Origin of the sequence: Halomonas sp. AOP5-B2-8 (assembly GCF_052376475.1) — a bacterium.
In the GTDB taxonomy this organism is placed as follows: Bacteria; Pseudomonadota; Gammaproteobacteria; order Pseudomonadales; family Halomonadaceae; genus Vreelandella; species Vreelandella casei.
In genome coordinates this window covers 194,153-214,478 of sequence record NZ_JBQSVS010000002.1, presented here as the reverse complement: position 1 = coordinate 214,478, position 20,326 = coordinate 194,153, and the positions used below count along the sequence as shown (strand labels likewise).

General features: G+C 54.9%; 21 protein-coding genes and 1 pseudogene. 9 read left to right on the top strand and 13 right to left on the bottom strand.

The window, feature by feature from the left end; all coding sequences use genetic code 11:
• Positions 1 to 173: 173 nt before the first annotated feature.
• Positions 174 to 566, bottom strand: a complete 393-nt coding sequence (locus ACT3RP_RS05660; RefSeq protein ID WP_096278547.1) for a DUF4168 domain-containing protein — start codon at positions 564 to 566, stop codon at positions 174 to 176.
• A 204-nt stretch (positions 567 to 770) separates the two neighbouring features.
• Here ACT3RP_RS05660 and ACT3RP_RS05655 point away from each other — a divergent pair, with 204 nt between their 5' ends.
• Complete coding sequence (locus tag ACT3RP_RS05655) at positions 771 to 1,643, top strand: DMT family transporter (RefSeq protein ID WP_483393558.1); 873 nt, start codon at positions 771 to 773, stop codon at positions 1,641 to 1,643.
• Positions 1,644 to 1,654: 11 nt separating this feature from the next.
• On the opposite strand, the gene mtgA is transcribed toward ACT3RP_RS05655, so the two are convergent.
• The 3 genes from mtgA to ACT3RP_RS05640 form a co-directional block, all read right to left on the bottom strand.
• Positions 1,655 to 2,371 carry a monofunctional biosynthetic peptidoglycan transglycosylase gene (gene mtgA / locus ACT3RP_RS05650; protein WP_096278543.1) on the bottom strand — a complete coding sequence of 239 codons (717 nt, stop codon included), beginning with the start codon at positions 2,369 to 2,371 and terminating at the stop codon, positions 1,655 to 1,657.
• Between the two features lie 10 nt (positions 2,372 to 2,381).
• The gene (gene fghA / locus ACT3RP_RS05645) at positions 2,382 to 3,236 is read right to left on the bottom strand and encodes an S-formylglutathione hydrolase (protein ID WP_096278541.1); all 855 of its coding nucleotides are present in this window, start codon (positions 3,234 to 3,236) and stop codon (positions 2,382 to 2,384) included.
• An 85-nt stretch (positions 3,237 to 3,321) separates the two neighbouring features.
• Positions 3,322 to 4,431 (bottom strand): S-(hydroxymethyl)glutathione dehydrogenase/class III alcohol dehydrogenase, encoded by a 1,110-nt coding sequence (locus tag ACT3RP_RS05640; RefSeq protein WP_483393423.1) that lies wholly within the window; start codon positions 4,429 to 4,431, stop codon positions 3,322 to 3,324.
• Positions 4,432 to 4,592: 161 nt separating this feature from the next.
• Here ACT3RP_RS05640 and ACT3RP_RS05635 point away from each other — a divergent pair, with 161 nt between their 5' ends.
• Complete coding sequence (locus ACT3RP_RS05635) at positions 4,593 to 5,489, top strand: LysR family transcriptional regulator (protein ID WP_444625169.1); 897 nt, start codon at positions 4,593 to 4,595, stop codon at positions 5,487 to 5,489.
• Here the strand turns inward: ACT3RP_RS05635 and ACT3RP_RS05630 are convergent.
• Entirely contained in the window at positions 5,486 to 6,856 is a 1,371-nt protein-coding gene (locus ACT3RP_RS05630) for an L-serine ammonia-lyase (RefSeq protein WP_192535925.1), read from the bottom strand. The genes ACT3RP_RS05635 and ACT3RP_RS05630 overlap by 4 nt on opposite strands.
• 171 nt (positions 6,857 to 7,027) lie before the next feature.
• Between ACT3RP_RS05630 and ACT3RP_RS05625 the strand changes: the two genes are divergently transcribed.
• Both ACT3RP_RS05625 and ACT3RP_RS05620 read left to right on the top strand, forming a co-directional pair.
• On the top strand, positions 7,028 to 7,675 hold the full coding sequence (locus ACT3RP_RS05625; RefSeq protein ID WP_096278533.1) for a hypothetical protein: 648 nt from the start codon (positions 7,028 to 7,030) through the stop codon (positions 7,673 to 7,675).
• 88 nt (positions 7,676 to 7,763) lie between these two features.
• Positions 7,764 to 7,925: pseudogene (locus ACT3RP_RS05620) on the top strand (AbgT family transporter); the annotation flags it as partial.
• 87 nt (positions 7,926 to 8,012) lie between these two features.
• On the opposite strand, the gene rpoD reads toward ACT3RP_RS05620, so the two are convergent.
• From rpoD to rpsU, 3 genes are all read right to left on the bottom strand, one after another.
• A complete protein-coding gene (gene rpoD, locus ACT3RP_RS05615; protein WP_096278531.1) occupies positions 8,013 to 9,857 on the bottom strand; it encodes an RNA polymerase sigma factor RpoD in 1,845 nt (614 codons plus the stop codon).
• Between the two features lie 226 nt (positions 9,858 to 10,083).
• Entirely contained in the window at positions 10,084 to 11,943 is a 1,860-nt protein-coding gene (gene dnaG / locus ACT3RP_RS05610) for a DNA primase (RefSeq protein ID WP_441684255.1), read from the bottom strand.
• Between the two features lie 249 nt (positions 11,944 to 12,192).
• Entirely contained in the window at positions 12,193 to 12,408 is a 216-nt protein-coding gene (gene rpsU, locus ACT3RP_RS05605; RefSeq protein ID WP_096278527.1) for a 30S ribosomal protein S21, read from the bottom strand.
• Between the two features lie 225 nt (positions 12,409 to 12,633).
• Between rpsU and tsaD the strand changes: the two genes are divergently transcribed.
• Positions 12,634 to 13,695, top strand: coding sequence for a tRNA (adenosine(37)-N6)-threonylcarbamoyltransferase complex transferase subunit TsaD (gene tsaD / locus ACT3RP_RS05600; RefSeq protein ID WP_483393422.1), 1,062 nt, complete (start codon positions 12,634 to 12,636; stop codon positions 13,693 to 13,695).
• A gap of 2 nt (positions 13,696 to 13,697) precedes the next feature.
• On the opposite strand, the gene plsY is transcribed toward tsaD, so the two are convergent.
• Positions 13,698 to 14,270: a glycerol-3-phosphate 1-O-acyltransferase PlsY gene (gene plsY, locus ACT3RP_RS05595; protein ID WP_483393421.1), complete on the bottom strand. Its 573-nt coding sequence runs from the start codon at positions 14,268 to 14,270 to the stop codon at positions 13,698 to 13,700.
• Between the two features lie 90 nt (positions 14,271 to 14,360).
• Between plsY and folB the strand changes: the two genes are divergently transcribed.
• Both folB and folK read left to right on the top strand, forming a co-directional pair.
• Positions 14,361 to 14,741 carry a dihydroneopterin aldolase gene (folB, locus tag ACT3RP_RS05590; protein ID WP_444671413.1) on the top strand — a complete coding sequence of 127 codons (381 nt, stop codon included), beginning with the start codon at positions 14,361 to 14,363 and terminating at the stop codon, positions 14,739 to 14,741.
• Positions 14,738 to 15,259 (top strand): 2-amino-4-hydroxy-6-hydroxymethyldihydropteridine diphosphokinase, encoded by a 522-nt coding sequence (folK, locus tag ACT3RP_RS05585; RefSeq protein ID WP_444671412.1) that lies wholly within the window; start codon positions 14,738 to 14,740, stop codon positions 15,257 to 15,259. The genes folB and folK overlap by 4 nt, the downstream gene beginning before the upstream one ends.
• On the opposite strand, the gene ACT3RP_RS05580 is transcribed toward folK, so the two are convergent.
• Complete coding sequence (locus ACT3RP_RS05580) at positions 15,242 to 16,369, bottom strand: tRNA nucleotidyltransferase/poly(A) polymerase-related protein (protein WP_483393557.1); 1,128 nt, start codon at positions 16,367 to 16,369, stop codon at positions 15,242 to 15,244. The genes folK and ACT3RP_RS05580 overlap by 18 nt on opposite strands.
• The gene (locus ACT3RP_RS05575) at positions 16,369 to 17,217 is read right to left on the bottom strand and encodes a symmetrical bis(5'-nucleosyl)-tetraphosphatase (protein ID WP_483393420.1); all 849 of its coding nucleotides are present in this window, start codon (positions 17,215 to 17,217) and stop codon (positions 16,369 to 16,371) included. Before ACT3RP_RS05575 ends, ACT3RP_RS05580 begins: the two co-directional genes overlap by 1 nt.
• A gap of 205 nt (positions 17,218 to 17,422) precedes the next feature.
• On the opposite strand from ACT3RP_RS05575, the gene ACT3RP_RS05570 reads away from it, so the two are divergent.
• Positions 17,423 to 17,599 carry a hypothetical protein gene (locus tag ACT3RP_RS05570; RefSeq protein WP_176483375.1) on the top strand — a complete coding sequence of 59 codons (177 nt, stop codon included), beginning with the start codon at positions 17,423 to 17,425 and terminating at the stop codon, positions 17,597 to 17,599.
• Positions 17,599 to 19,044, top strand: coding sequence for an FAD-dependent oxidoreductase (locus ACT3RP_RS05565; protein ID WP_444671410.1), 1,446 nt, complete (start codon positions 17,599 to 17,601; stop codon positions 19,042 to 19,044). Before ACT3RP_RS05570 ends, ACT3RP_RS05565 begins: the two co-directional genes overlap by 1 nt.
• A 24-nt stretch (positions 19,045 to 19,068) precedes the next feature.
• Here ACT3RP_RS05565 and apaG read toward each other — a convergent pair whose 3' ends face one another.
• Both apaG and rsmA read right to left on the bottom strand, forming a co-directional pair.
• Positions 19,069 to 19,446 carry a Co2+/Mg2+ efflux facilitator ApaG/CorD gene (apaG, locus tag ACT3RP_RS05560; RefSeq protein ID WP_096278512.1) on the bottom strand — a complete coding sequence of 126 codons (378 nt, stop codon included), beginning with the start codon at positions 19,444 to 19,446 and terminating at the stop codon, positions 19,069 to 19,071.
• Positions 19,443 to 20,270 carry a 16S rRNA (adenine(1518)-N(6)/adenine(1519)-N(6))-dimethyltransferase RsmA gene (gene rsmA, locus ACT3RP_RS05555; RefSeq protein ID WP_444625164.1) on the bottom strand — a complete coding sequence of 276 codons (828 nt, stop codon included), beginning with the start codon at positions 20,268 to 20,270 and terminating at the stop codon, positions 19,443 to 19,445. Before rsmA ends, apaG begins: the two co-directional genes overlap by 4 nt.
• Positions 20,271 to 20,326: the final 56 nt, after the last annotated feature.

Here is a 20,326-nt window from a genome sequence, read left to right as displayed (position 1 = left end):
AAGGTGAATTGTGTAGGGATGGCCCCTGGACGTAAACCCTGTGCGCATAATAAAAGCAGTTAACAGCAAAAAGCCCGGTGCTGAGAGCACCGGGCTTTAAGTGGCAAAGGCCACACTGGCATTAATTTTTGCGAATCAAGTCAAATAATGTCAGCGGATCTTGCTCATCGACCTTATGATTGACCGGCCATTTCTTGAACGCGCTGCATCATCTCTGGATCTTGCTGAATGGATTGACCGATAGCGTTGAAGGTATCAACATCTAGGCCGCTGTCTTCGACCACTTCAATCATTCGGTCGTTGGCTTCAGTGCGCACTTCCTGCTGCGATGATTCATCTTCCGCTTCCTGCAGACGCTGAGTGTACTCTTGCGAAACTACCGCAATTTCTTGAGAAGCATCGGCAAACTGCTGGAGCTGATCATCAGAGAAATCCTGGGCTGGCGCTGCTTGCTGTGTAGCCATCGGATCTTGCGCTGGATCTTGCTCTTGCTGGGCGTGGGCAGTAGCCGTCATCAGACCAGTGGCAAGTAGGGCAGCAGAGAACAGAGCAGTTATACGTTGCATAATAAGAAACCTCATTCACACGTTATGGATGTGCCAACTGTGACGCGCCGTATCCAAGCAGGTTCAATTTATGATGTAAAAGTTAGTAACAAAAAGAACAATAAGTAACTGATGCGCGCTTACGCCCTTCTTTTCAGGAAAACTATAGTGATTAATTTCAATAGCTTGCACAAAAAATACCGAACCTCGTTAGGGCTTGCGGCCATGCCTATTCTTTTTGTGCTGCTATGGAGTACTGGCTTCATTGGTGCGAAATTCGGCCTTCCCTATGCAGAACCTTTTACGTTTTTGTTTATTCGTTTTGTCCTAACGCTGTTGCTGCTAACGCCCCTCGTCGTGGCGATGCGTATTTCCTGGCCATCATCACCGATGCTATGGGTGCATATCGCGGTAGCCGGTTGCTTGGTCCACGGGGCCTATTTAGGCGGCGTTTTTTATGGCATTAGTCTAGGTATGCCTGCGGGCCTTGCGGCTCTTCTTGTCGGCCTTCAGCCGCTACTGACCGCAGCGTTTGCGGGGCCGCTCTTAGGCGAACGGCTTACTCGACGCCAATGGCTAGGGTTAATGCTGGGATTAATCGGCATCGTCTTTGTACTGGGCAGTAAGCTTGAGATTGGCGAATCGCTTTTCGATGGCTTCGGCATAAACGCGCTGCTGTGTGTGACGACCGCTTTAATAGGTATTTCAGTGGGCACGCTGTATCAAAAACGCTACTGCACTAGTATGCCGCTGCTGTCAGGAGCTGTTATTCAATATTTGGCAGCAGGGGTTTTGCTGGGATGTGGAGCACTGTTGTTTGAAACACGCGAGGTTGAATGGACCATCACCTTTGCACTGACGCTTGGATGGCTGGTGCTGATTCTCTCAGTCGCCGCTATTTTGCTGCTCATGGCATTGATAAAAAAGGGCGAAGCCTCGCGGGTAGCGAGCCTTTTTTACCTGGTGCCACCGGTCACGGCGCTTCAAGCGTGGTGGCTATTTGACGAACGCCTCCCACTGCTAGGGCTGGGAGGCATGCTGATTGCTTTGGTCGGTGTGGTCATGGTGGTTCGAAAACCCAGAGACAAGGCGGCATAGCGGCAAAACATTTACAGATTATTTAGATAGCCTGGGCCACCTAAATTACGCATTTGCTGGCGTATCCATTGGCTGCGCCGTTCAACCTGGGCGTCTGGGCGGGCAGCGCTACGCGTACGAGGACTGGGTAAAATAGCGGCAAGCAGGCTTGCTTGGCGCTCAGTAAGACTGTTGCCAGAAACGCCAAAATAATGCTGAGAAGCCGCCTCTAAGCCAAACACGCCGCTATCCCATTCGGCCACGTTAAGATATACCTCCAAAATACGCTGCTTGCTCCATAGCGTTTCAATCAGCAGCGTAAACCACGCCTCTAAGCCTTTTCGCGCCCAGCTTCGCCCCGTCCATAGGAAAACGTTTTTGGCCGTTTGTTGGCTAAGCGTACTAGCGCCACGCAGCCGCCCACCGTCTTGGCTAGCCTGCAATGCCCGCCGCAGCTCCACTAAATCAAACCCACCGTGATGAGGGAAACGCTGATCTTCTGCGGCAATAACGGCCAGCTTGGCATTCGCAGAAAGCGAACCCCAGCTGCGCCACTGCCGCTGTATGCGAATTGGCTCGCTGTTAATCCAACTCTGCACTTTGCGTTCGACCATGACCATTGATCCCGGCGGGGGAACCACGCTAAAAAGCAGCACAATCGCCACTGATAAGAGCGCAAACGCTAGCAGGCCGCGCCATACAAAACGCCATAGCAGACGCATGAAACGACGCAGCGAGCGATTGAGCATCCAGGTATCCTTAACGCTTCATGAGGTGGTCTGCATGATAGCGCAGATGGTCCTCAATAAACGAGGCAATGAAGAAGTAGCTGTGATCATAGCCAGGTTGACGGCGCAGCGTTAGAGGATGATCGTGCTCCTCGCAAACGGCCTCTAAACGCTCTGGCTGCAGCTGCTCTTCCAGGAATTGATCCGCTTCACCTTGGTCGATAAACAGACGCTGGCGCGATGCGCCATTAGCCACAAGTTCGCAAGCATCATACTGACGCCAGCGTGACTGATCCTCGCCCAAATAGGCGGTAAACGCTTGCTGGCCCCACGGGCAGTTCATCGGATTAACGATCGGAGAAAACGCCGAGACTGAACGGAAGCGCCCAGGATGACGTAACGCAAGAATTAGCGCCCCGTGCCCACCCATAGAATGGCCGCTAATCGATTCGCGCCCGTTGACCGGAAAATGTTGGCGTACAACAGAAGGCAGCTCTTCCACTAAATAATCGTACATACGATAGTGAGGCTTCCACGGCGCTTCGGTTGCATTCACGTAAAAGCCCGCTCCTGAACCTAAATCGTAGCTTTCATGTTCGCCGGGCAAATCAGTGCCTCGTGGGCTGGTATCGGGGCAAACAATAGCAATACCTAGTTCGGCTGCCACGCGATGAGCGCCCGACTTCTGCATGAAATTTTCATCATTGCACGTCAGCCCAGAGAGCCACCAAAGCATAGGCACACGATCATTTTCGGCCTGAGGCGGTAGGTAAACCGCAAAAATCATGTCGCAGTCCAGCGCGCGGGAGTAGTGGCGGTAGCGCTTATGCCAGCCACCGAAACTACGGTTGGCGGACACCAGTTCTAAAGTTTCACTCATGCTCATGGGCAGGTTCCTCTAAATGCAGCAAACGCGGGAGGTCTCCCCCACCGCGTTTTAGACATGCTAGCGATAGTGTCAGTAATGATACTCAGTAATGCAACACGGTACGAATGCTCTTACCCGCATGCAGTAAATCAAATGCTTCGTTGATTTTCTCGAACGGCATATCGTGGGTAATAAAGTCGTCGATATTGATCTCGCCGTTCATATAGCGCTCAACATAACCGGGCAGCTCACTACGACCTTTAACGCCACCAAAGGCAGAACCTTTCCAGACACGCCCCGTCACCAGCTGGAATGGCCGTGTGGAGATCTCTTCACCGGCCCCAGCAACACCAATCACAATCGATTCACCCCATCCTTTATGGCAGCATTCAAGCGCTGAACGCATCACATTGACGTTGCCGATACACTCAAAGGAGTAGTCGACCCCACCGTCGGTCAAATCGACAATCACCTGCTGAATAGAATCGGCGTAATCTTTAGGATTCACACAGTCGGTGGCGCCAAACTGCTTGGCCAGCTCAAACTTGTCAGCGTTAACGTCAATAGCAATGATACGCCCGGCTTTAGCCATCACCGCACCTTGAATAACGGCTAAACCGATAGCACCCAAGCCAAAGACCGCCAACGTGGCGCCCGGTTCTACCTTGGCGGTATTCAGTACCGCACCGATGCCAGTAGTCACACCACAGCCCAGCAGGCAGATTTTATCCATGGGGGCTTCTTTAGATACCACCGCCAGAGAGACCTCGGGTAACACCGTGTATTCACTAAAGGTGGAGGTGCCCATGTAGTGATGAAGCATCTTGCCATCTAGCGAAAAACGCGAGGTGCCGTCAGGCATTACGCCTTTACCTTGGGTGGCGCGTACGCTGCCACACAGGTTAGTTTTACCCGACAAACAGAATTTACACTTGCCGCACTCGGCGGTGTAAAGCGGAATAACATGATCGCCCGGCTTAAGGCTCGTAACGCCCTCGCCAACTTCTTGAACCACGCCGGCACCTTCGTGGCCAAGCACGGCGGGGAAATTACCTTCCGGATCAGCACCCGAAAGCGTGTAAGCATCGGTGTGGCAAACGCTTGTCGCAGCCATTTTCACCAGTACTTCGCCCGCTTTCGGGCCTTGTACATCAATTTCAACCAGCTCAAGTGGCTTGCCCGCTTCCAATGCAACAGCTGCGCGTGACTTCATTGACTAACTCCTAATGCATCGCCAACAGCAGACAAAGCCCGCCTGCTTGACGTAATTGGTGTGATTGCAGTGTAGATCAGCTGGGAGGCCTTGATAAACCGGGATATACTCATAAGATTATTGCCACACAGCAACAATCGTCGTTACGGCAAGGAAATAGCATGCAGCACTGGAATCGCATCGAAGCATTTGTGGAAGTAGTGCGATTGGGCACATTTTCTGCCGCTGCTCGGTATCTAAACGTGTCGACCTCACACATCAGCCGCTTAGTCAGCCAGCTAGAAAACCAGCTGGGCGTACAGCTACTGTATCGCACCACGCGGCAAATTCGCTTGACCGATGCGGGGGCTATCTACGTTGACCACTGTCGTCATCTGTTTGATGGGCTACGCGATGCCGAGCAAGCGATTAGCGAACTCCAGGCCACGCCTAACGGGCTACTTAAACTCACCTCAGCCACTACCTTCGGCGAGCGCTTTATCGCCCCACTCGTCAATGATTTTCAACGCCTACATCCACAGCTCGACATTCACATGCACTTTACTAACCGCCCGGTCGAGCTAATTGATGAGGGGTACGATATTGCGATTCGGATGGGGGTATTAAAGGACTCTAGCTTGATCGCTAGGCGCCTGTGCGACCGGCGCGAATATATCGTCGGCTCTAAGGGATATTTTCGCCAAGCACCTCGCCCTCACACACTGGGGGAGCTAAGTCAGCACCGCTGTCTGATTGGCTCGCGGCCTAACTGGCTATTTGATATGAACGGCCAGCGCCGCGAAGTGCGCATAGAAGGCTGCTGGACAGGCAACTCCGGCCCCGCCCTACTTGATGCTGCCCGCAAGGGACTGGGGCTTGCCCAGCTACCCGACTATTACGTTGCACCTTACCTTGCCAGCGGCGAACTGATAGCGGTGCTTGAGCCTTTTCAACACCACGATACCGCGGTATGGGCGGTGTATCCCCGCCATCGTCACCTATCGCCGAAGATCCGCCAAATGGTTGATTATCTGGTGGCCAATATCGACACTACGCTGCAACGCCATGCAGCTATTTAACACTCAATCGCGTTAACCGCGAGCCCGCCTTTAGACGTTTCTTTATATTTGTCCTGCATATCACGGCCCGTATCGCGCATCGTGCGGATCACTTTATCGAGCGATATAAAGTGCTCACCATCGCCGTGCATCGCCATACGCGCAGCGTTGATCGCCTTGACGGACGCTATCGCATTGCGCTCAATGCAGGGCACTTGCACCAACCCACCCACCGGGTCGCAGGTTAAGCCAAGATTATGCTCCAAGCCGATCTCTGCGGCATTTTCCACCTGCCCAGGGGAGCCACCCAGCACTTCAGCAAGCCCGGCAGCGGCCATGGCGCAGGCTGAGCCTACTTCGCCTTGGCAGCCAACCTCAGCACCGGAAATTGAGGCGTTCTTTTTGCACAAAATACCCACGGCGCCGGCGGTGAGCAGGAAGTCCACTACGTCAGCCTCACTGGCCTCGGGCTCAAATTTCAAATAGTACGCCAACACAGCGGGTACAATGCCTGCCGCACCGTTGGTGGGCGCGGTGACCATACGCCGCCCGGCAGCGTTCTCTTCGTTCACCGCCAGCGCAAAGACGTTGACCCAATCCATCACCGTAAAGCTCGATACAATCAGACGCTGGTTTTCAGGCGGATGCAGCAACTGCTGATGCAGTAGCTGCGCACGCCGGCGCACATTTAGGCCACCCGGCAAATGCCCTGTCGCACGCAAGCCATTCTCGATGCTGTCACTCATAGCATGCCAAATACTGAGCAGCTCCTCACGAATAGCCGCTTCGCTACGCCAGGCTTTTTCGTTCGCGAGCATTAGCTGGCTAATGCGCAGCTGGTGCTGCTGACACAGGCCAAGCAACTCAGCGGCCGTATTAAAAGGATAAGTCAGCGCTGTGCTGTCTTCGCCGACCTCACCTTGATCCGCTTTCGCCTGATCGACATAAAAGCCGCCGCCTAGGGAATAAAACGTATTAGTCGCTACCAGCGCGTCATCGCAGTAAGCGCTTAAGACCATGGCGTTAGGATGAAATGGCAGGCAGGCCTCATCCCATTGCACATCATCGGCGCGCGAGAAAGTGACCTGCTGCCCGTTCGCAAGTATCAGAAGGGCCCCTTCATCGATAGCGTTAAGCCGCACATCAATGCTGTCAGGATCAATGCTTTCAGGCACTTCTCCCATCAACCCCATAATAACGGCGCGATCTGTACCATGGCCTATTCCGGTAGCAGCCAACGATCCGTGCAGCCTAACAGCGAGCCGAGTCACGACGGTTTGTTTACTCAGTGTTAAGGCAAAATCTCGCGCTGCACGCATAGGGCCTACGGTATGTGAGCTTGAAGGACCAATACCAATTCGGAAAAGATCAAATACACTGATAGCCATAGCTGATACGCCTCGCAAGGGTGTTATTGCTTTACTGTGCAGGGCAAACCACAAAACGTCGAGTGATTAACCGCAATACCGACGTGCAAGCAAATAAGTGTGACGATATAATGAACATTCAACTATGCATGTTTGTTTTGCAAAGGCGCTTCTTCTAGATAAGGATGTCGTATGTCTTCCCTTCCCGCTTTGCCCATCTGTTTTCGTACGACCCTGCTACGTGCGACCCTTTATGTGTTGTTTATTGGCGCCATCGCTCAAGGCGCTTATCTAGAAGCCATATATCTACCGTCGGTGCGTTTTACCGAGCTGGGATTCACCGAGTTTACGCAAACGATTATTCTGGTGGCCTGCTGCCTGATGTTGCTTTACGTACGCCAGGTGCTAAAAGTATGGCCAACGGTGACGCTGCTTTTGTTCGCATTTATTGCGGCTTCGCTGGTGCGCGAGCAAGATTATTTTTTTGATAAATACGTTGGACACGATGCGTGGAAAGTTCTGGTATCGCTCATCGCCATCCCTGCTATTGCGTGGGTGGTCATTCAACGCCGCCGCTTTATGGAAGAGTTCATTTACTACAGCAACACGTTTTCCTTCGGGCTGTTTGCCGCTGGGTTACTCACCACTTACGTTTTTTCACGCCTCTATGGGCGGCAAATTTTTTGGCGCGCCGTACTCGAAGATAATTATCTTCGTGACATCAAAGACATAGCAGAAGAAGTAGTGGAGCTGCTAGGTTACAGCTTAATTTTATTTGCCACGCTTGAGCTACTTCTGCTTGCTCGCCGCATTTATAAAGCGCGCCACGTGTCCAACTAACAGCTTCCTTCCTAGGCTTCTAAACGCCGCCTTGGGCTTTCCAAGGCGGCGTTTCATTTTTCAAATCTCGTCATGCAAAAAGCCATTTGCGGCACGCTATCGTAAAGACTCAGGTATCGGAACACTGATCGCCATCATGCTGCCCTATACGCTCTTTATGCTGATTGGCTGGAGTCTGCTGTTCTTTGTCTGGGTGTTCTTGTTAGGCCTGCCCGTTGGCCCCGGCTCAGCCACCTATTACACGCTGTAAGCGCTTAGACGATAGAACGCAAAAAGCCCGGCGTTCATTGAACGCCGGGCTTTTTTATCTTAACGGCTACTTAGCGCTTATTGACCTTCACTCATCGAGGAATGAACGCAGCGGCTCAGAGCGGCTAGGATGGCGCAGCTTGCGCAGCGCCTTGGCCTCAATCTGACGAATTCGCTCACGCGTTACATCAAACTGTTTGCCAACCTCTTCAAGCGTATGATCGGTATTCATATCAATACCAAAACGCATGCGCAGCACTTTTGCTTCGCGGGCGGTCAAGCCACCTAGCACGTTGCGGGTCGCTTCGATCAAGCCTTCACCGGTTGCCATATCGATAGGCAGCAGCATAGTGCCGTCTTCGATAAAGTCGCCCAGATGCGAGTCATCATCGTCACCAATCGGCGTCTCCATGGAGATCGGCTCTTTAGCGATTTTCAGGACCTTGCGCACCTTCTCTTCCGGCATTTCTAAGCGTTCGCCAAGCTCTTCCGGCGTCGGTTCACGGCCCATTTCCTGCAGCATCTGACGCGACACGCGATTAAGCTTGTTAATCGTTTCAATCATATGCACCGGAATACGAATAGTGCGTGCCTGGTCGGCAATTGAACGAGTAATCGCCTGACGAATCCACCACGTGGCGTAGGTCGAGAACTTATAACCGCGGCGATATTCGAACTTATCGACCGCTTTCATCAAGCCGATATTGCCTTCTTGGATCAAATCCAAGAACTGCAAACCACGGTTGGTATACTTCTTAGCAATCGAGATCACCAAGCGCAGGTTGGCCTCAACCATCTCTTTCTTAGCGCGACGAGCTTTTGCCTCACCAATAGAGAGCTTGCGGTTCACCTCTTTAAGGTCGGCAACGGAAAGTTGCACCATGTCCTCTTCAAAGGCGATTTTGCGCTGAGCACGTGCAATATCGGCGCGCAGTGGCTCAAGGCGATCAGCGTACTTGCTCTGCGCTGCCTGAAAGTCATCTAGCCACGCCTTACGCGACTCGTTACCAGGAAACGACTTGATAAACGTTTTACGCGGCACCTTGGCTTTTTTCACACACAGCTGCATCACCGCTTTTTCTTGGGCGCGCACCTGCTCAACGCTGATACGCACTTGGCCCACTAGGCGCTCAAAGTGCTTAGGTACCAGCTTGATCGGTGAAAACAGTACTGCCAAACGCGTCTGCTCTGATTTCAGCTCGGCGCTACCGCGGCCATGCTTAGTAAAAGCGGCTTCAACGAGGGCATTCTGCTCACGGATCTGCTCAAAACGCGCACGCGCTTCTTCAGGGTCCGGACCGCCTTCGCTAGCCGTAGAATCGTCGTCCTCATCCTCGCCTTCGGCACCCTCTTCAATTTCGGGCTCGGGCTCAGGCTCAGGCACTTCGGCTTCGGCAACGCCAGGAATACCTTCATCAGGGTCGATGAAGCCAGAAAACAGGTCCGAAAGTCGCCCAGGCGCTTCTTCATCCTGGGTAGCATCGTAGGCATTCAGAATAGAGGCGACGGCACCCGGCAAATATGCCAGGGACGACATCACTTCACGGGTACCCTCTTCGATCCGCTTGGCGATTGCAATTTCGCCCTCGCGGGTCAAAAGCTCAACCGTACCCATCTCGCGCATATACATGCGCACTGGGTCAGTGGTGCGGCCCACGTCGCTATCCACCGCGGCGAGCGCGGCTACGGCTTCTTCCGCAGCGGACTCGTCTGCGGAATGATCCGACATCATCAAGGTGTCTTCATCAGGCGCTTCTTCAGCGACACTTATACCCATGTCGTTGATCATGCCAATGATTTCTTCCACTTGATCCGGGTCGGCAATATCCTCGGGTAGATGGTCGTTGACCTCGGCATAGGTCAGGTAACCCTGTTCCTTGCCGCGTGCGATCAACTCCTTCAGACGTGTCTGCTGCTGCGCATTTCCAGCCATAGAAACCCTATCTCGACGAAGAAGAATGAAACACCTGGAGCGCTGAATCGATTAAACTCAACAAGCGACGTAGTATAGCGTAAATAGCCGGTTTTTTTCCAGCAAAACGTATTTGCGCAACCATTCAGGTGTGTTAGGTTGTTTGGTTAGGCCAGCGCTAAGTGGCTGACCTCATATCTGGTGCTGAAACGGTAAGAATTCAACCCCTATCGCTTAAAACACCGCCTTATTGGCGCTGCGCAAGCTCCATTATCAAGCTTGCCAAACGCTGGCGCTGCTCCTTATCTAGCTTTTGCCCGGCGCGCTCCTGCGCCAGCAACGCCTCGTACTCCTCCTGCGGAGAACGCTGGCGATGAACGTACTGCAAGTGCTCTACCAAGCCATTCAGCTCGGCCTCTCGATCCGCTTTTGCGATTAACAAATCTCGCTTAGCGAAGGCAGCCAACGCCTGCCCCTGCTGACTACCCTGAAAATGTGCCAATACCACCTGCGGACTGCGATAGCGCCCCGCCTTGAGCAGCGTAATCAGCTCTTGGCATAGCGGTGCATCATCATCGTCAGGCAGCCAATCCAAATGATCCGGTAACGCGCCTACCAAACTAGGCTCGTGCAGCAACAGCTGCACCACACGCCCCACGGGCGAAAGCGCCTGAGAGCGTGAGCGCGATGATCGATCAGGCGCAGCATGTGAAACATTCGGCACAGCTGATGACACTGATTCGGCTTCCGACGGATCAACAGGCGGTGCTTTCTGCAACGCATGCTGCTGGGCCGCTTGAGCGCGCTTTTCGAGCAACACTTTCAGCTGCTCTTGGGCCAACCCGCTGCGCTGGGCCAACGACTCAAGCAGTAACGATTTGAGCATCCCTTCGGGCACTTTGTTCAATGCTTCCAGCACTTGACTGGCAAATCGCTCGCGCCCTTCGACCGTATTTAAGTCACGCCCCTGAGCCGCCTGTTCGAACAAAAACTCCGACAGCGGCATGGCACAGGTCACGCGATCTTGGAATGCCTGCGTGCCTTCGCGACGTACTAACGAGTCCGGGTCATCACCTTCTGGCAAAAACAAAAAGCGCGCTTCACGGCCATCGAGCATTTGCGGCAGCGCCGTTTCCAACGCCCGGCTAGCTGCCTGGCGGCCGGCGCGATCACCATCGAAACAAAACACCACGCGGCTCACCAGCCGAAACAGGCGAGTCAAATGATCTTCGGTGGTAGCAGTGCCCAACGTTGCCACGGCGTTATGGATGTCGTACTGCGCCAGCGCCACCACGTCCATGTAGCCCTCGACGATCACCAGCTGCTCGAGCTTGTTCGATGCCTGACGCGCCTCAAACAAACCGTACAGCTCGCGGCCTTTATGGAACACCGGCGTTTCAGGCGAGTTGAGGTACTTGGGCTGATCATCGCCCATGACCCTGCCGCCGAAAGCAATGGTTCGCCCGCGCAAATCCCTAATCGGGAACATCACCCGGTCGCGGAAACGATCGTAGGTACGCCCAGTATCTTCACGATGAATCAGCAGGCCGTATTCCACCTGAACAGGCTCACCAATTCCACGCTCGCTGAGGTGCTGCTTGAGCGCCTCCCATCCCGCCGGGGCATAGCCAATACCATAAGTCTTGATTACATCGTCCGAGAGCCCACGATCCAACAAGTAACGCTGGGCCGACTTACCTTCCTGCATTTTCAATCGCTCGCGATAAAAACTCGCGGCGAGTTCAAGCAGATTAACGCCCTCTTTACGCTTTTTTTCACGCTGCTGAGCATGCGGATCATCAGCCCCCTCGCGGGGCACCTCAATACCCAAACGCCCCGCTAGCTGCTCTATGGCCTCGGGAAACGGTAACTTGTCGTACTCCATCAAGAAGCGTAGTGCATTACCATTGGCTCCGCAGCCAAAGCAGTGATAAAACTGCTTATCCGCACTGACCGTAAACGATGGCGTTTTCTCTTGATGGAAGGGACAGAGTCCGGAATAGTTACGGCCGGCCTTTTTAAGCTGCACACGCTCACCGACCACCTCGACCACATCGACGCGGCCTAACAGGTCATCAATAAAACGCTGTGGAATTTGGCCTGCCATGAACTACGGGCATCCTCGCGCATCGCGCTGATTCGCTGACATTAGAGACAGAGCATTTCAGACAGAGCTTTTAAGACAGAGCTTTTAAGACACTGCTTAGGGTCATCAGACCCACTGCCAGATCACCTTAAACAGCGTTGGACTTGAACGGCATTAAATATGCCGAAAAACAAACGGCCACCTAGTGGCGGCCGCTTGGCATCCCTCTTGAGACGACCAGCTAACTGCTCCGGCCCCCTCGGGTACGGATCAATAGAGCCGTTCGAAACGCTTAGTTTCACGCTGGACTTTCTTAGCGTGACGCTTCACGGCAGCTGCCGCTTTACGTTTACGCTCAGCAGTCGGCTTCTCATATTGCTCGCGACGACGTACTTCAGAAAGAACGCCAGCTTTTTCGCAAGAACGCTTGAAGCGACGCAGGGCGACGTCAAACGGCTCGTTATCACGTACTTTTACAGAAGGCATTAAGCACTCACCTACCTTAAAATTTTGAGTTCGGATAGTACGTACACAGCGAAAATAGCGATTTACATCGCGATCAAGAACACAGTGCACGACCCAGTTTTACAGCGCACAGTAGTCTAGTCGCCGCTGGCTATCTTTGCAAATGCTTACGCCCGTCCGCAGCGACAATGCTAAACTAGCGCTCTCATCATTTTTTACCTTCATACCGACAAAGAGTCCCTTTTTATGCGCGTACTGGGCATTGAAACGTCCTGCGACGAAACTGGCGTCGCACTATATGACACGTCGAAAACAGGTGGCCAGGGGCTGCTCGCCGATGCGCTGTATAGCCAGATTGCCATGCACGCTGAGTTTGGTGGCGTCGTGCCCGAACTCGCGTCGAGAGACCACACGCGCAAACTGCTGCCGCTGATTGAGCAAGTGCTGAGCGATGCCAAACTGACGCGCAATGATTTGGACGGTATCACCTATACCGCAGGCCCGGGCCTTGTCGGCGCACTGATGGTCGGTGCCAGCACGGCTCACGGCATGGCGCGCGCCTTAAATATTCCGGTGCTTGGCGTGCATCATATGGAGGGGCACCTGCTGGCACCGATGCTGGAGGAGCACCCGCCCGAGTTTCCATTCGTCGCTCTCTTGGTATCTGGCGGCCATACCCAGCTGGTCGAAGTGCAGGGGCTAGGTTACTATCAACTGCTTGGCGAGTCAGTAGATGATGCGGCCGGTGAAGCCTTTGACAAAGCGGCCAAAATGCTTGGCCTCACCTACCCTGGCGGGCCCGAGGTAGCCAAGTTAGCGGAAAAGGGCAATCCCAAACGCTTTCGCTTTCCGCGCCCAATGACGGATCGCCCAGGGCTAGACTTCAGTTTTTCAGGCTTAAAAACGCATACCATGACGGCCATTCGCCAGTTAAACGACGCCAGCGAGCTCGATGATCAAGCGCGCGCCGACGTAGCCCGGGCCTTTGAAGAAGCCGTTGTTGATACGCTGGTCATTAAATGCCGCCGCGCGCTGGATCAAACGGGCCTTAAGCGCCTAGTAGTGGCGGGCGGTGTGAGTGCTAATCAGCGGCTGCGTGAACGGCTTCAAGCCGAGTGTGAAAAACGCCAGGCGCGCGCCTACTATCCACGTGGACGATTCTGTACTGACAATGGCGCCATGATTGCCTACGTCGGTGCTCAGCGGCTGGCGGCAGGCGAGCATGATATCCAAGGAATGATGCAAGCAACCCCCCGCTGGCCACTGGATAAGCTGACACCACCGACGACATCCGCTAGTCAGCCATAGCGTTAGGAGCCGCGTAAAGGCGGCTCTTCGCCCCGCCTCAGGCGTCGAATATTAAGGCCATGACGGGCCAGCACCAGTAGGCTAAAACCGCCCACTACCATCACATAGTCAGGCGCCAGCCAGCCGCAGGCGAGCGGCGCAATGAGCGCGCTTATGAGTGACGCCAGCGCGGCTGCTCTTAGCCGCCATGCTAATAATGACCACAGCACGGCGCTCAATAACGCAACGCTGGGCACCAATACCAGCAGCACGCCAAACGCACTCGCCACGGCCTTTCCGCCGCGAAAACCATGCCATAATGGAAAGCTGTGGCCCAGCAGCACCGCCAGCCCGACTAATCCTTGCAGCCACACCGGGCAGCTCATCAGCTTCGCGCCCAGCACCGCCGGCATGCTTTTCAGGGCATCCAGCAACAATGTAGCGGTTGCTAAGCGGGGGCCGTACAGACGCAGTACGTTGGAGAATCCAGGGTTAAACGAGCCGTGTCGGCGGGGATCGCCCACGCCCGCCCAGCGGCAAACGCTTAGCGCTGCCAACCAACTGCCGCTTAAGTAGCCCACCACAATCCACCCCATCGCTCTGTGCTCGCTTTGTGGCCTGGCTCGCTGTCGTTAAACCCCATCCTAACGTACAATCGCTCGCTTGTTGCAGCAGGGGATCGTGAGATGGACCGCATTTTAATTGAAGCGTTAACTGTCGATACCGTCATTGGCGCCTACGACTGGGAGCGCTCTATTCAGCAAACGCTGAGCCTAGACCTGACGCTGGCGACCGATATTCGCGCAGCAGCCGCCACCGATGATCTGCAGCTCACGCTAGATTACGCGGCTATCTGCCAGCGTATTCAGCAGTTTGCCGATGCGCATCAGTTCGCCTTGGTCGAAACGTTCGCCGAACGCTTGTCAGAGTGCCTGCAAACGGAGTTTTCGATCACCTGGCTACGTTTAAGGGTACGTAAACCCGGCGCCGTTCCCAACGCCGCCAGCGTCGGCTTGGAAATTACTCGCGGCAGCCTGCCAGAGGTAACGCAGGAGCCACGCGCATGAACTTGGTGACCGTCAGCTTAGGCAGCAACATTAGCCCAACTCGGCATATTCGCGGCTGCCTTGATGCACTGACTGACACCTTCGGCCCACTTACCATCTCACGTGTATTTGAGAGTGAGCCGGTCGGCTTTGCCGACAGCCGCCATTTCTATAACGCGGTAGTGGCCTTTTACAGCGACTGGACACCAGGCAAATTGCAGGCGTGGGGCAAACAGCTTGAAACTGAGCATGGCCGCCTGCCTAGCACCGTTAAACTGAGCCCTCGAACGCTCGATATTGATCTGCTGACCGTTGGTGACGCCTGCGGCATTGTCGATAGCGTATCGCTCCCACGAAGCGAGATCACCAATAGCGCCTTTGTTTTGCAGCCGCTTGCTGAGCTAATTCCGAATGAATGCCACCCTCTCTGCGGCACCCCTTATGCAGCGCTATGGAAAGCCTTTGAGCTAGGTGAGCAGCGCCTGTGGCCGATCAACTTCACCTGGCGAGGCCGGGTCATATCACGCAGTGATGGCTAGCGACACAGCCTGGCCGCGGTGCTCTCGCAAGGCGCTACCAAGCGCCGCCCCCTGATAGCCTTGGGCGATGAGCGACTGCGGGCTTACCTTGCAAGCAGCTTGCCAAGCGCGCTCAAGCTGCGCCTGGTGCTCTGGCGCTAGCAAAGCAACCAGCGCCAGCTGTTCTTCAACCTGAGAAGGCTTGCGCCAGGCGTCCAAGCGCTCCAGCCAGTGCAGCACGCCCGGGCCATCCAATCTATCGCCAAGCATTCCATGGGTAAGCGCCGTATGGCGGGCCAGCTGGGCCACCGCGTTAGGTAGCTTTAGCCGTACGGCCAGAGCCTCACGATCATTAACGCTAAGGGGCGACACCAGCTGGGCATAGCGCCAGTGGGCCACGGCTAATGCACTCCCTGCGGGAGTATGAGCCAGTGCCGCAAGGCCCTTCTCTAACGCTTGGCCGGATAGCTCGGGCCACCAAACAGCTAGCGCCGCACAGCGCTCAAGCGCTGTGAAATAAATATCAGGGCTTGGCTCACCCAGCGCTTTTTCGGTTTCCACCCATACGCGCTCAGCGGCAAGGTGCTCAAGCTCGCCACTTAGGCTCACTTGACGCATCAGCGCCAGCGTATCGCGAGCAATAGTGAAGCCAAGCAAGCAATAGCGGGCCAAAAAGCGCGCCGTGCGCAGCACTCTCAGCGGGTCTTCGCTAAACGCTGGCGAAACATGCCGCAGTAGCCGTTGCTCAATATCGCCCTGACCATTAAACGGATCGGTCAATTCACCTTGGCGACTTTGCGCGATGGCATTAATGGTTAAATCGCGCCGCAATAGATCTTCTTCCAGCGTAACATCGGGGCTTGCATGTACTTCAAAGCCAGCATAGCCATGACCAGACTTACGCTCGGTGCGCGCCAGGGCGTACTCCTCAGCGCTCTCCGGGTGTAAGAACACTGGAAAGTCTCGCCCCACCGGCTTAAAACCGCGTTTGCGCATGTCATCGGGCGTTGCACCGACAACCACCCAGTCATTATCAACCACCGGCCAACCCAGCAGTGCATCACGCACCGCGCCACCGACGCGATATACGTTTAGGCCCGCCAAGCGCGGGTCGGCATGCTGCTCTTTCATCACCACCTCGGCTTGCTCTGTGCACGGTCTGAGCATGCGAGGGCTGCGGCGCATGCCACGCTAGTTCGCTCGCCGCTGTCTAGATTAAGCGCGGTCAAGCGTCCTCCCCATACGCAACCGGTATCAAGCGCCTCAACGGAAATTTTCGCCTGTGGCGTTTTACCTTCTAGCGCTGCCCAGTGGCCAAAAAGTAGCTGCGCATCATCGTCTCTCGGGTACTGAAACCAGGGCAAAAACCCTGGCGGAGCGCTGTCTAGCCCTTCTTTAGCGGCGAAGTCCAAGCGCCCCTGAGCATCGATAAAGCGCATTCTTGTTAACACATTAACAATCAAACGAAGTCGATCGATGCCATCGATGTCGTCTTGCCACGTATCCGGCTGATTGCCAAATAGCGCCGCCAAGAACTGGCCAGATGTTTCACTCGCCAGCGCGGCCTGGATCTCTAGCCCTCGCAACTCGGTTTGTGCCACGCTCCACTGGGGCAGCACGCCGGCGTGCGTCATCAGCGTATTGTTTTCACAAACGCTAAGCGGCAGGCTTTGTAGCCAGTCCAACAGCGCCTCGCGATCAGGGGCGTCCAGTAATTGGCTAAAGGTGTCGTTTTTTTTAAGCTTACCGCCACCGCGAGCTAGCACGAGCAAATGAAAGTCATGATTACCCAATACGCTTCGCGCGGCATTGCCCAGCGCCCGTACTTCGCGCAGGCATTCTAGTGATCCGGGGCCACGATTAATCAAATCACCCACTAACCAAAGTGTATCGCGCGCGGGATTAAAGCTGATGCGTTCTAGTAGCGTCACGAATTCAACGTGGCAGCCGTGTAAATCGCCGATCGCATAGGTGCTCATGCGGGAGGCCTTTTATGAAATAAGTGGGCTAAATACTACCCTAAATACTACCATCTCACCTGCTGCTTGCATGCGACGCTCGCTCACTCTTTTGGCTAAGCATTGATCAAATGAACTGGTGAAAAAGCGGCACCTGCGCCACTATATAGTCATAGTAAACTTATCGTCATTACACGCAGCGACCGTTAAGGAAAACGATACTCAAATGACCCTGGACTATACTCGCCGCGGACTACTACGCGCTGCCACTTTGGCTGGCATTGGTGCGGCACTGCTACCCGGCACCACACTACTGCCTGCCGCCAACGCTGCCGCTAAAACGTCTGCGCGCCCCACGCCGATGATGGTGAAAGGCTGGCTTCTTAATGACAGTGATCGCTAATGTATATTGATTTTGAGGACATTAGCGAGCACGGTGACGCAATCGACGTGTGCATTATTGGCGCTGGCGCAGCGGGCATTGCAATGGCAGTCACGCTGGCAGAACGCGGGCACCGCGTTCTGCTCTGCGAGGGTGGCGATGCCGACTACAGCGAGCGCTCCCAGGACAGCTATCGAGGCGAAACGGTCGGCGACGCTTATATTCCTCTTTATGGCGCGCGCTTACGCTATTTAGGCGGGTCAACCAACCACTGGGGCGGCGTTTGTCGCCCGCTTGATCGCTACGACTTTACCGCTAAGTCGGCTTCCAGCGAGACAGCTTGGCCAATTGCGCGCGACGCAATCTCGCCTTATTACAGCACCGCTGCCAGCATACTGGATTTAGCACCGCTGCCTGCCGACCAGCCCATCGCTGGGTCAGGATTTAAACGCATCTACTTTTCGCTCGGCAATCCAACGCGCCTAAAAGAAAAATATGCCGCCACGCTTAGCGAATCAGCCACGCTTCAGTGCTGCCTAACGGCCAACTTGGTAGCGCTGGAAACGCTTGACGGCGCAGTCACTAGCGCAACGTTTAAAAACTACGCCGGCGACTCTCGCCAAGTGCGGGCGCGCTACTTTGTAATGGCCTGCGGTGGCATAGAAAATTCTCGCCTACTGCTGTGGTGCAATCAACAGGCAAACGGTCAGCTAATCCCTCAAGATGCTACGCTAGGCCGCTACTGGATGGAGCACCCGCATGCCACGGTGGGCAAGGCACTCATGTTCGAGCCTGCGGCTCTGGGCTTGGAAGACGAGTACAATGTGTTTCTTTCTCCGGATGCACAGGCCATCGCCTCACGCCAGATACTAAACTGCGGGCTGCGCTTGCACCGCATGAACACTGAGGCCACCCAAACATTAGTGGATGAGCTTGCTGAGCAAGCACCGACGCTAGCTGGGCGACTACATACCTGGCAAGCCCAAGGGCGCGTGATGCACGGCGCAGTGTTAAGAGCCGCCTGGGAACAAGAGCCTCGCTATGACAATCATATTGAGCTGAGTGATGATGTTGATAGCCTGGGCGTACCGCGCAGCCGGTTGGTATGGCAGCAGTCTGACCTTGATCGCCACACGATTCGCGAAAGTATGCTGATGCTGGGGGAATATCTGCGAGAGAATGATCTCGGCCGGCTGCAATTGGCAGATTGGCTAGCAGAGACGCCAGTACAACTCCCCTCAGACGGAGAGCTCGCCGGGCGCCACCACATGGGCGGCACGCGCATGAGCCTGGATGCAGAGCAAGGCATCGTCAACCCTGATTGCCGCCTGTTTGCTCAGGATAACGTCTATGTCGCGGGGTCCAGCGTGTTTGCCAGTGTCGGGCACGCCAACCCTACGCTGACGCTGGTTCAACTGGCACTCCGCCTTTGCGATCATCTAGACAGCCGATTGACGAGCGCCTAAAGCGCTCGCAGCAGCGAGCCACGATTAATGCAGCTGAAGGGGAGCTGCCAGCCTAAAAGGTGTAATAGGCACTTCAAAGACTCGCTGTGTGGAGGTGTCTAACAATGTGTAAGCACCTTCCATCACCCCTACCGGGGTTTGCAGAATAGCGCGACTGGTATAGCGAAAACTCTGCCCAGGACCTATTAACGGCTGCTGGCCAACCACGCCTTTGCCGCGCACTTCTTGGCAGTCTCCGCCGCCCTGAGTAATCTTCCAGTAGCGCGCCATAAGCTGAACGCTGTGAGGGCTTTGGTTATGCACCGTGACGGTATAACTAAAGACGTAGCGCAGCTCCCCATCATTAGACTCATCGGCGCGGTAGCTCGGATCAACGCTCACCTCAATCGCTAGACCACTCACCCTTCGCTGCCCTGGTCGCCGCTCGCGTGCTCATCCGCAGCCACACGATTGGCAATGGCAACGTACTCGGCCACCGTTAAGGTCTGCGGCCGGCGCACCGGATCAATACCAAGATCTTCCAGTGTCGCGGGGCTGACGCGCCCTTTGAAGTTATTGCGCAGCGTTTTGCGCCGCTGGCCGAAAGCAAGCTTGACCAACTCAAATAATAGCGCCGGATCATCGGCGGTGTGAGGAAGCGCCTCGTGAGGCGTTAAGCGCACAATCGCCGAATCAACCTTAGGCTGCGGAACAAATGCTTCAGGCGGAACAATAAATAGCTGTTCAACGTGGCAATAGTATTGCGCCATAACCGAAAGGCGCCCCCAATCGGTGCCGCCTGGCTCTGCCGCTAAACGCTCAACCACCTCTTTTTGTAGCATAAAGTGCATATCGGCAATGGCATCGCCAGCCGCTAGCAAGTGCACAATCAACGGTGTGGAAATATTGTAAGGAAGATTACCCACTACCCGCAGCGCAGGCCCATCGCCTTTTAGCGCCGCAAAATCAAACTTGAGCGCATCGCCTTCATGGATAACAAAATCGGGATAATTAAAAAACTGTACGCGCAAACCGGGAATTAGATCACGGTCAAGCTCAATGACCTCCAGGTGCCCGGCGGCTTCAAGCAGCGGTTCGGTCAGCGCGCCCTGCCCTGGGCCAATTTCAACTAAACGGTCCGTTGAGCGAGGGCCAACGGCGCGTACAATCCGCGAAATAATACCAAGATCACGTAAAAAATTTTGACCAAAGCGTTTACGAGCGCGGTGCTGGGGCACATGAGACATCAAGCGGTGTTCCTTGGAAAGCAGTTTCAATCAGGAGTATGGGTAGCAGCCGAGGC

Coding starts and splice junctions, on each gene's coding strand:
- ACT3RP_RS05660 (WP_096278547.1), bottom strand. CDS start 566: ATGCAACGTATAACTGCTCTGTTCTCTGCTGCCCTACTTGCCACTGGT.
- ACT3RP_RS05655 (WP_483393558.1), top strand. CDS start 771: ATGCCTATTCTTTTTGTGCTGCTATGGAGTACTGGCTTCATTGGTGCG.
- mtgA (WP_096278543.1), bottom strand. CDS start 2,371: ATGCTCAATCGCTCGCTGCGTCGTTTCATGCGTCTGCTATGGCGTTTT.
- fghA (WP_096278541.1), bottom strand. CDS start 3,236: ATGAGCATGAGTGAAACTTTAGAACTGGTGTCCGCCAACCGTAGTTTC.
- ACT3RP_RS05640 (WP_483393423.1), bottom strand. CDS start 4,431: ATGAAGTCACGCGCAGCTGTTGCATTGGAAGCGGGCAAGCCACTTGAG.
- ACT3RP_RS05635 (WP_444625169.1), top strand. CDS start 4,593: ATGCAGCACTGGAATCGCATCGAAGCATTTGTGGAAGTAGTGCGATTG.
- ACT3RP_RS05630 (WP_192535925.1), bottom strand. CDS start 6,856: ATGGCTATCAGTGTATTTGATCTTTTCCGAATTGGTATTGGTCCTTCA.
- ACT3RP_RS05625 (WP_096278533.1), top strand. CDS start 7,028: ATGTCTTCCCTTCCCGCTTTGCCCATCTGTTTTCGTACGACCCTGCTA.
- rpoD (WP_096278531.1), bottom strand. CDS start 9,857: ATGGCTGGAAATGCGCAGCAGCAGACACGTCTGAAGGAGTTGATCGCA.
- dnaG (WP_441684255.1), bottom strand. CDS start 11,943: ATGGCAGGCCAAATTCCACAGCGTTTTATTGATGACCTGTTAGGCCGC.
- rpsU (WP_096278527.1), bottom strand. CDS start 12,408: ATGCCTTCTGTAAAAGTACGTGATAACGAGCCGTTTGACGTCGCCCTG.
- tsaD (WP_483393422.1), top strand. CDS start 12,634: ATGCGCGTACTGGGCATTGAAACGTCCTGCGACGAAACTGGCGTCGCA.
- plsY (WP_483393421.1), bottom strand. CDS start 14,270: ATGGGGTGGATTGTGGTGGGCTACTTAAGCGGCAGTTGGTTGGCAGCG.
- folB (WP_444671413.1), top strand. CDS start 14,361: ATGGACCGCATTTTAATTGAAGCGTTAACTGTCGATACCGTCATTGGC.
- folK (WP_444671412.1), top strand. CDS start 14,738: ATGAACTTGGTGACCGTCAGCTTAGGCAGCAACATTAGCCCAACTCGG.
- ACT3RP_RS05580 (WP_483393557.1), bottom strand. CDS start 16,369: ATGAAAGAGCAGCATGCCGACCCGCGCTTGGCGGGCCTAAACGTATAT.
- ACT3RP_RS05575 (WP_483393420.1), bottom strand. CDS start 17,217: ATGAGCACCTATGCGATCGGCGATTTACACGGCTGCCACGTTGAATTC.
- ACT3RP_RS05570 (WP_176483375.1), top strand. CDS start 17,423: ATGACCCTGGACTATACTCGCCGCGGACTACTACGCGCTGCCACTTTG.
- ACT3RP_RS05565 (WP_444671410.1), top strand. CDS start 17,599: ATGTATATTGATTTTGAGGACATTAGCGAGCACGGTGACGCAATCGAC.
- rsmA (WP_444625164.1), bottom strand. CDS start 20,270: ATGTCTCATGTGCCCCAGCACCGCGCTCGTAAACGCTTTGGTCAAAAT.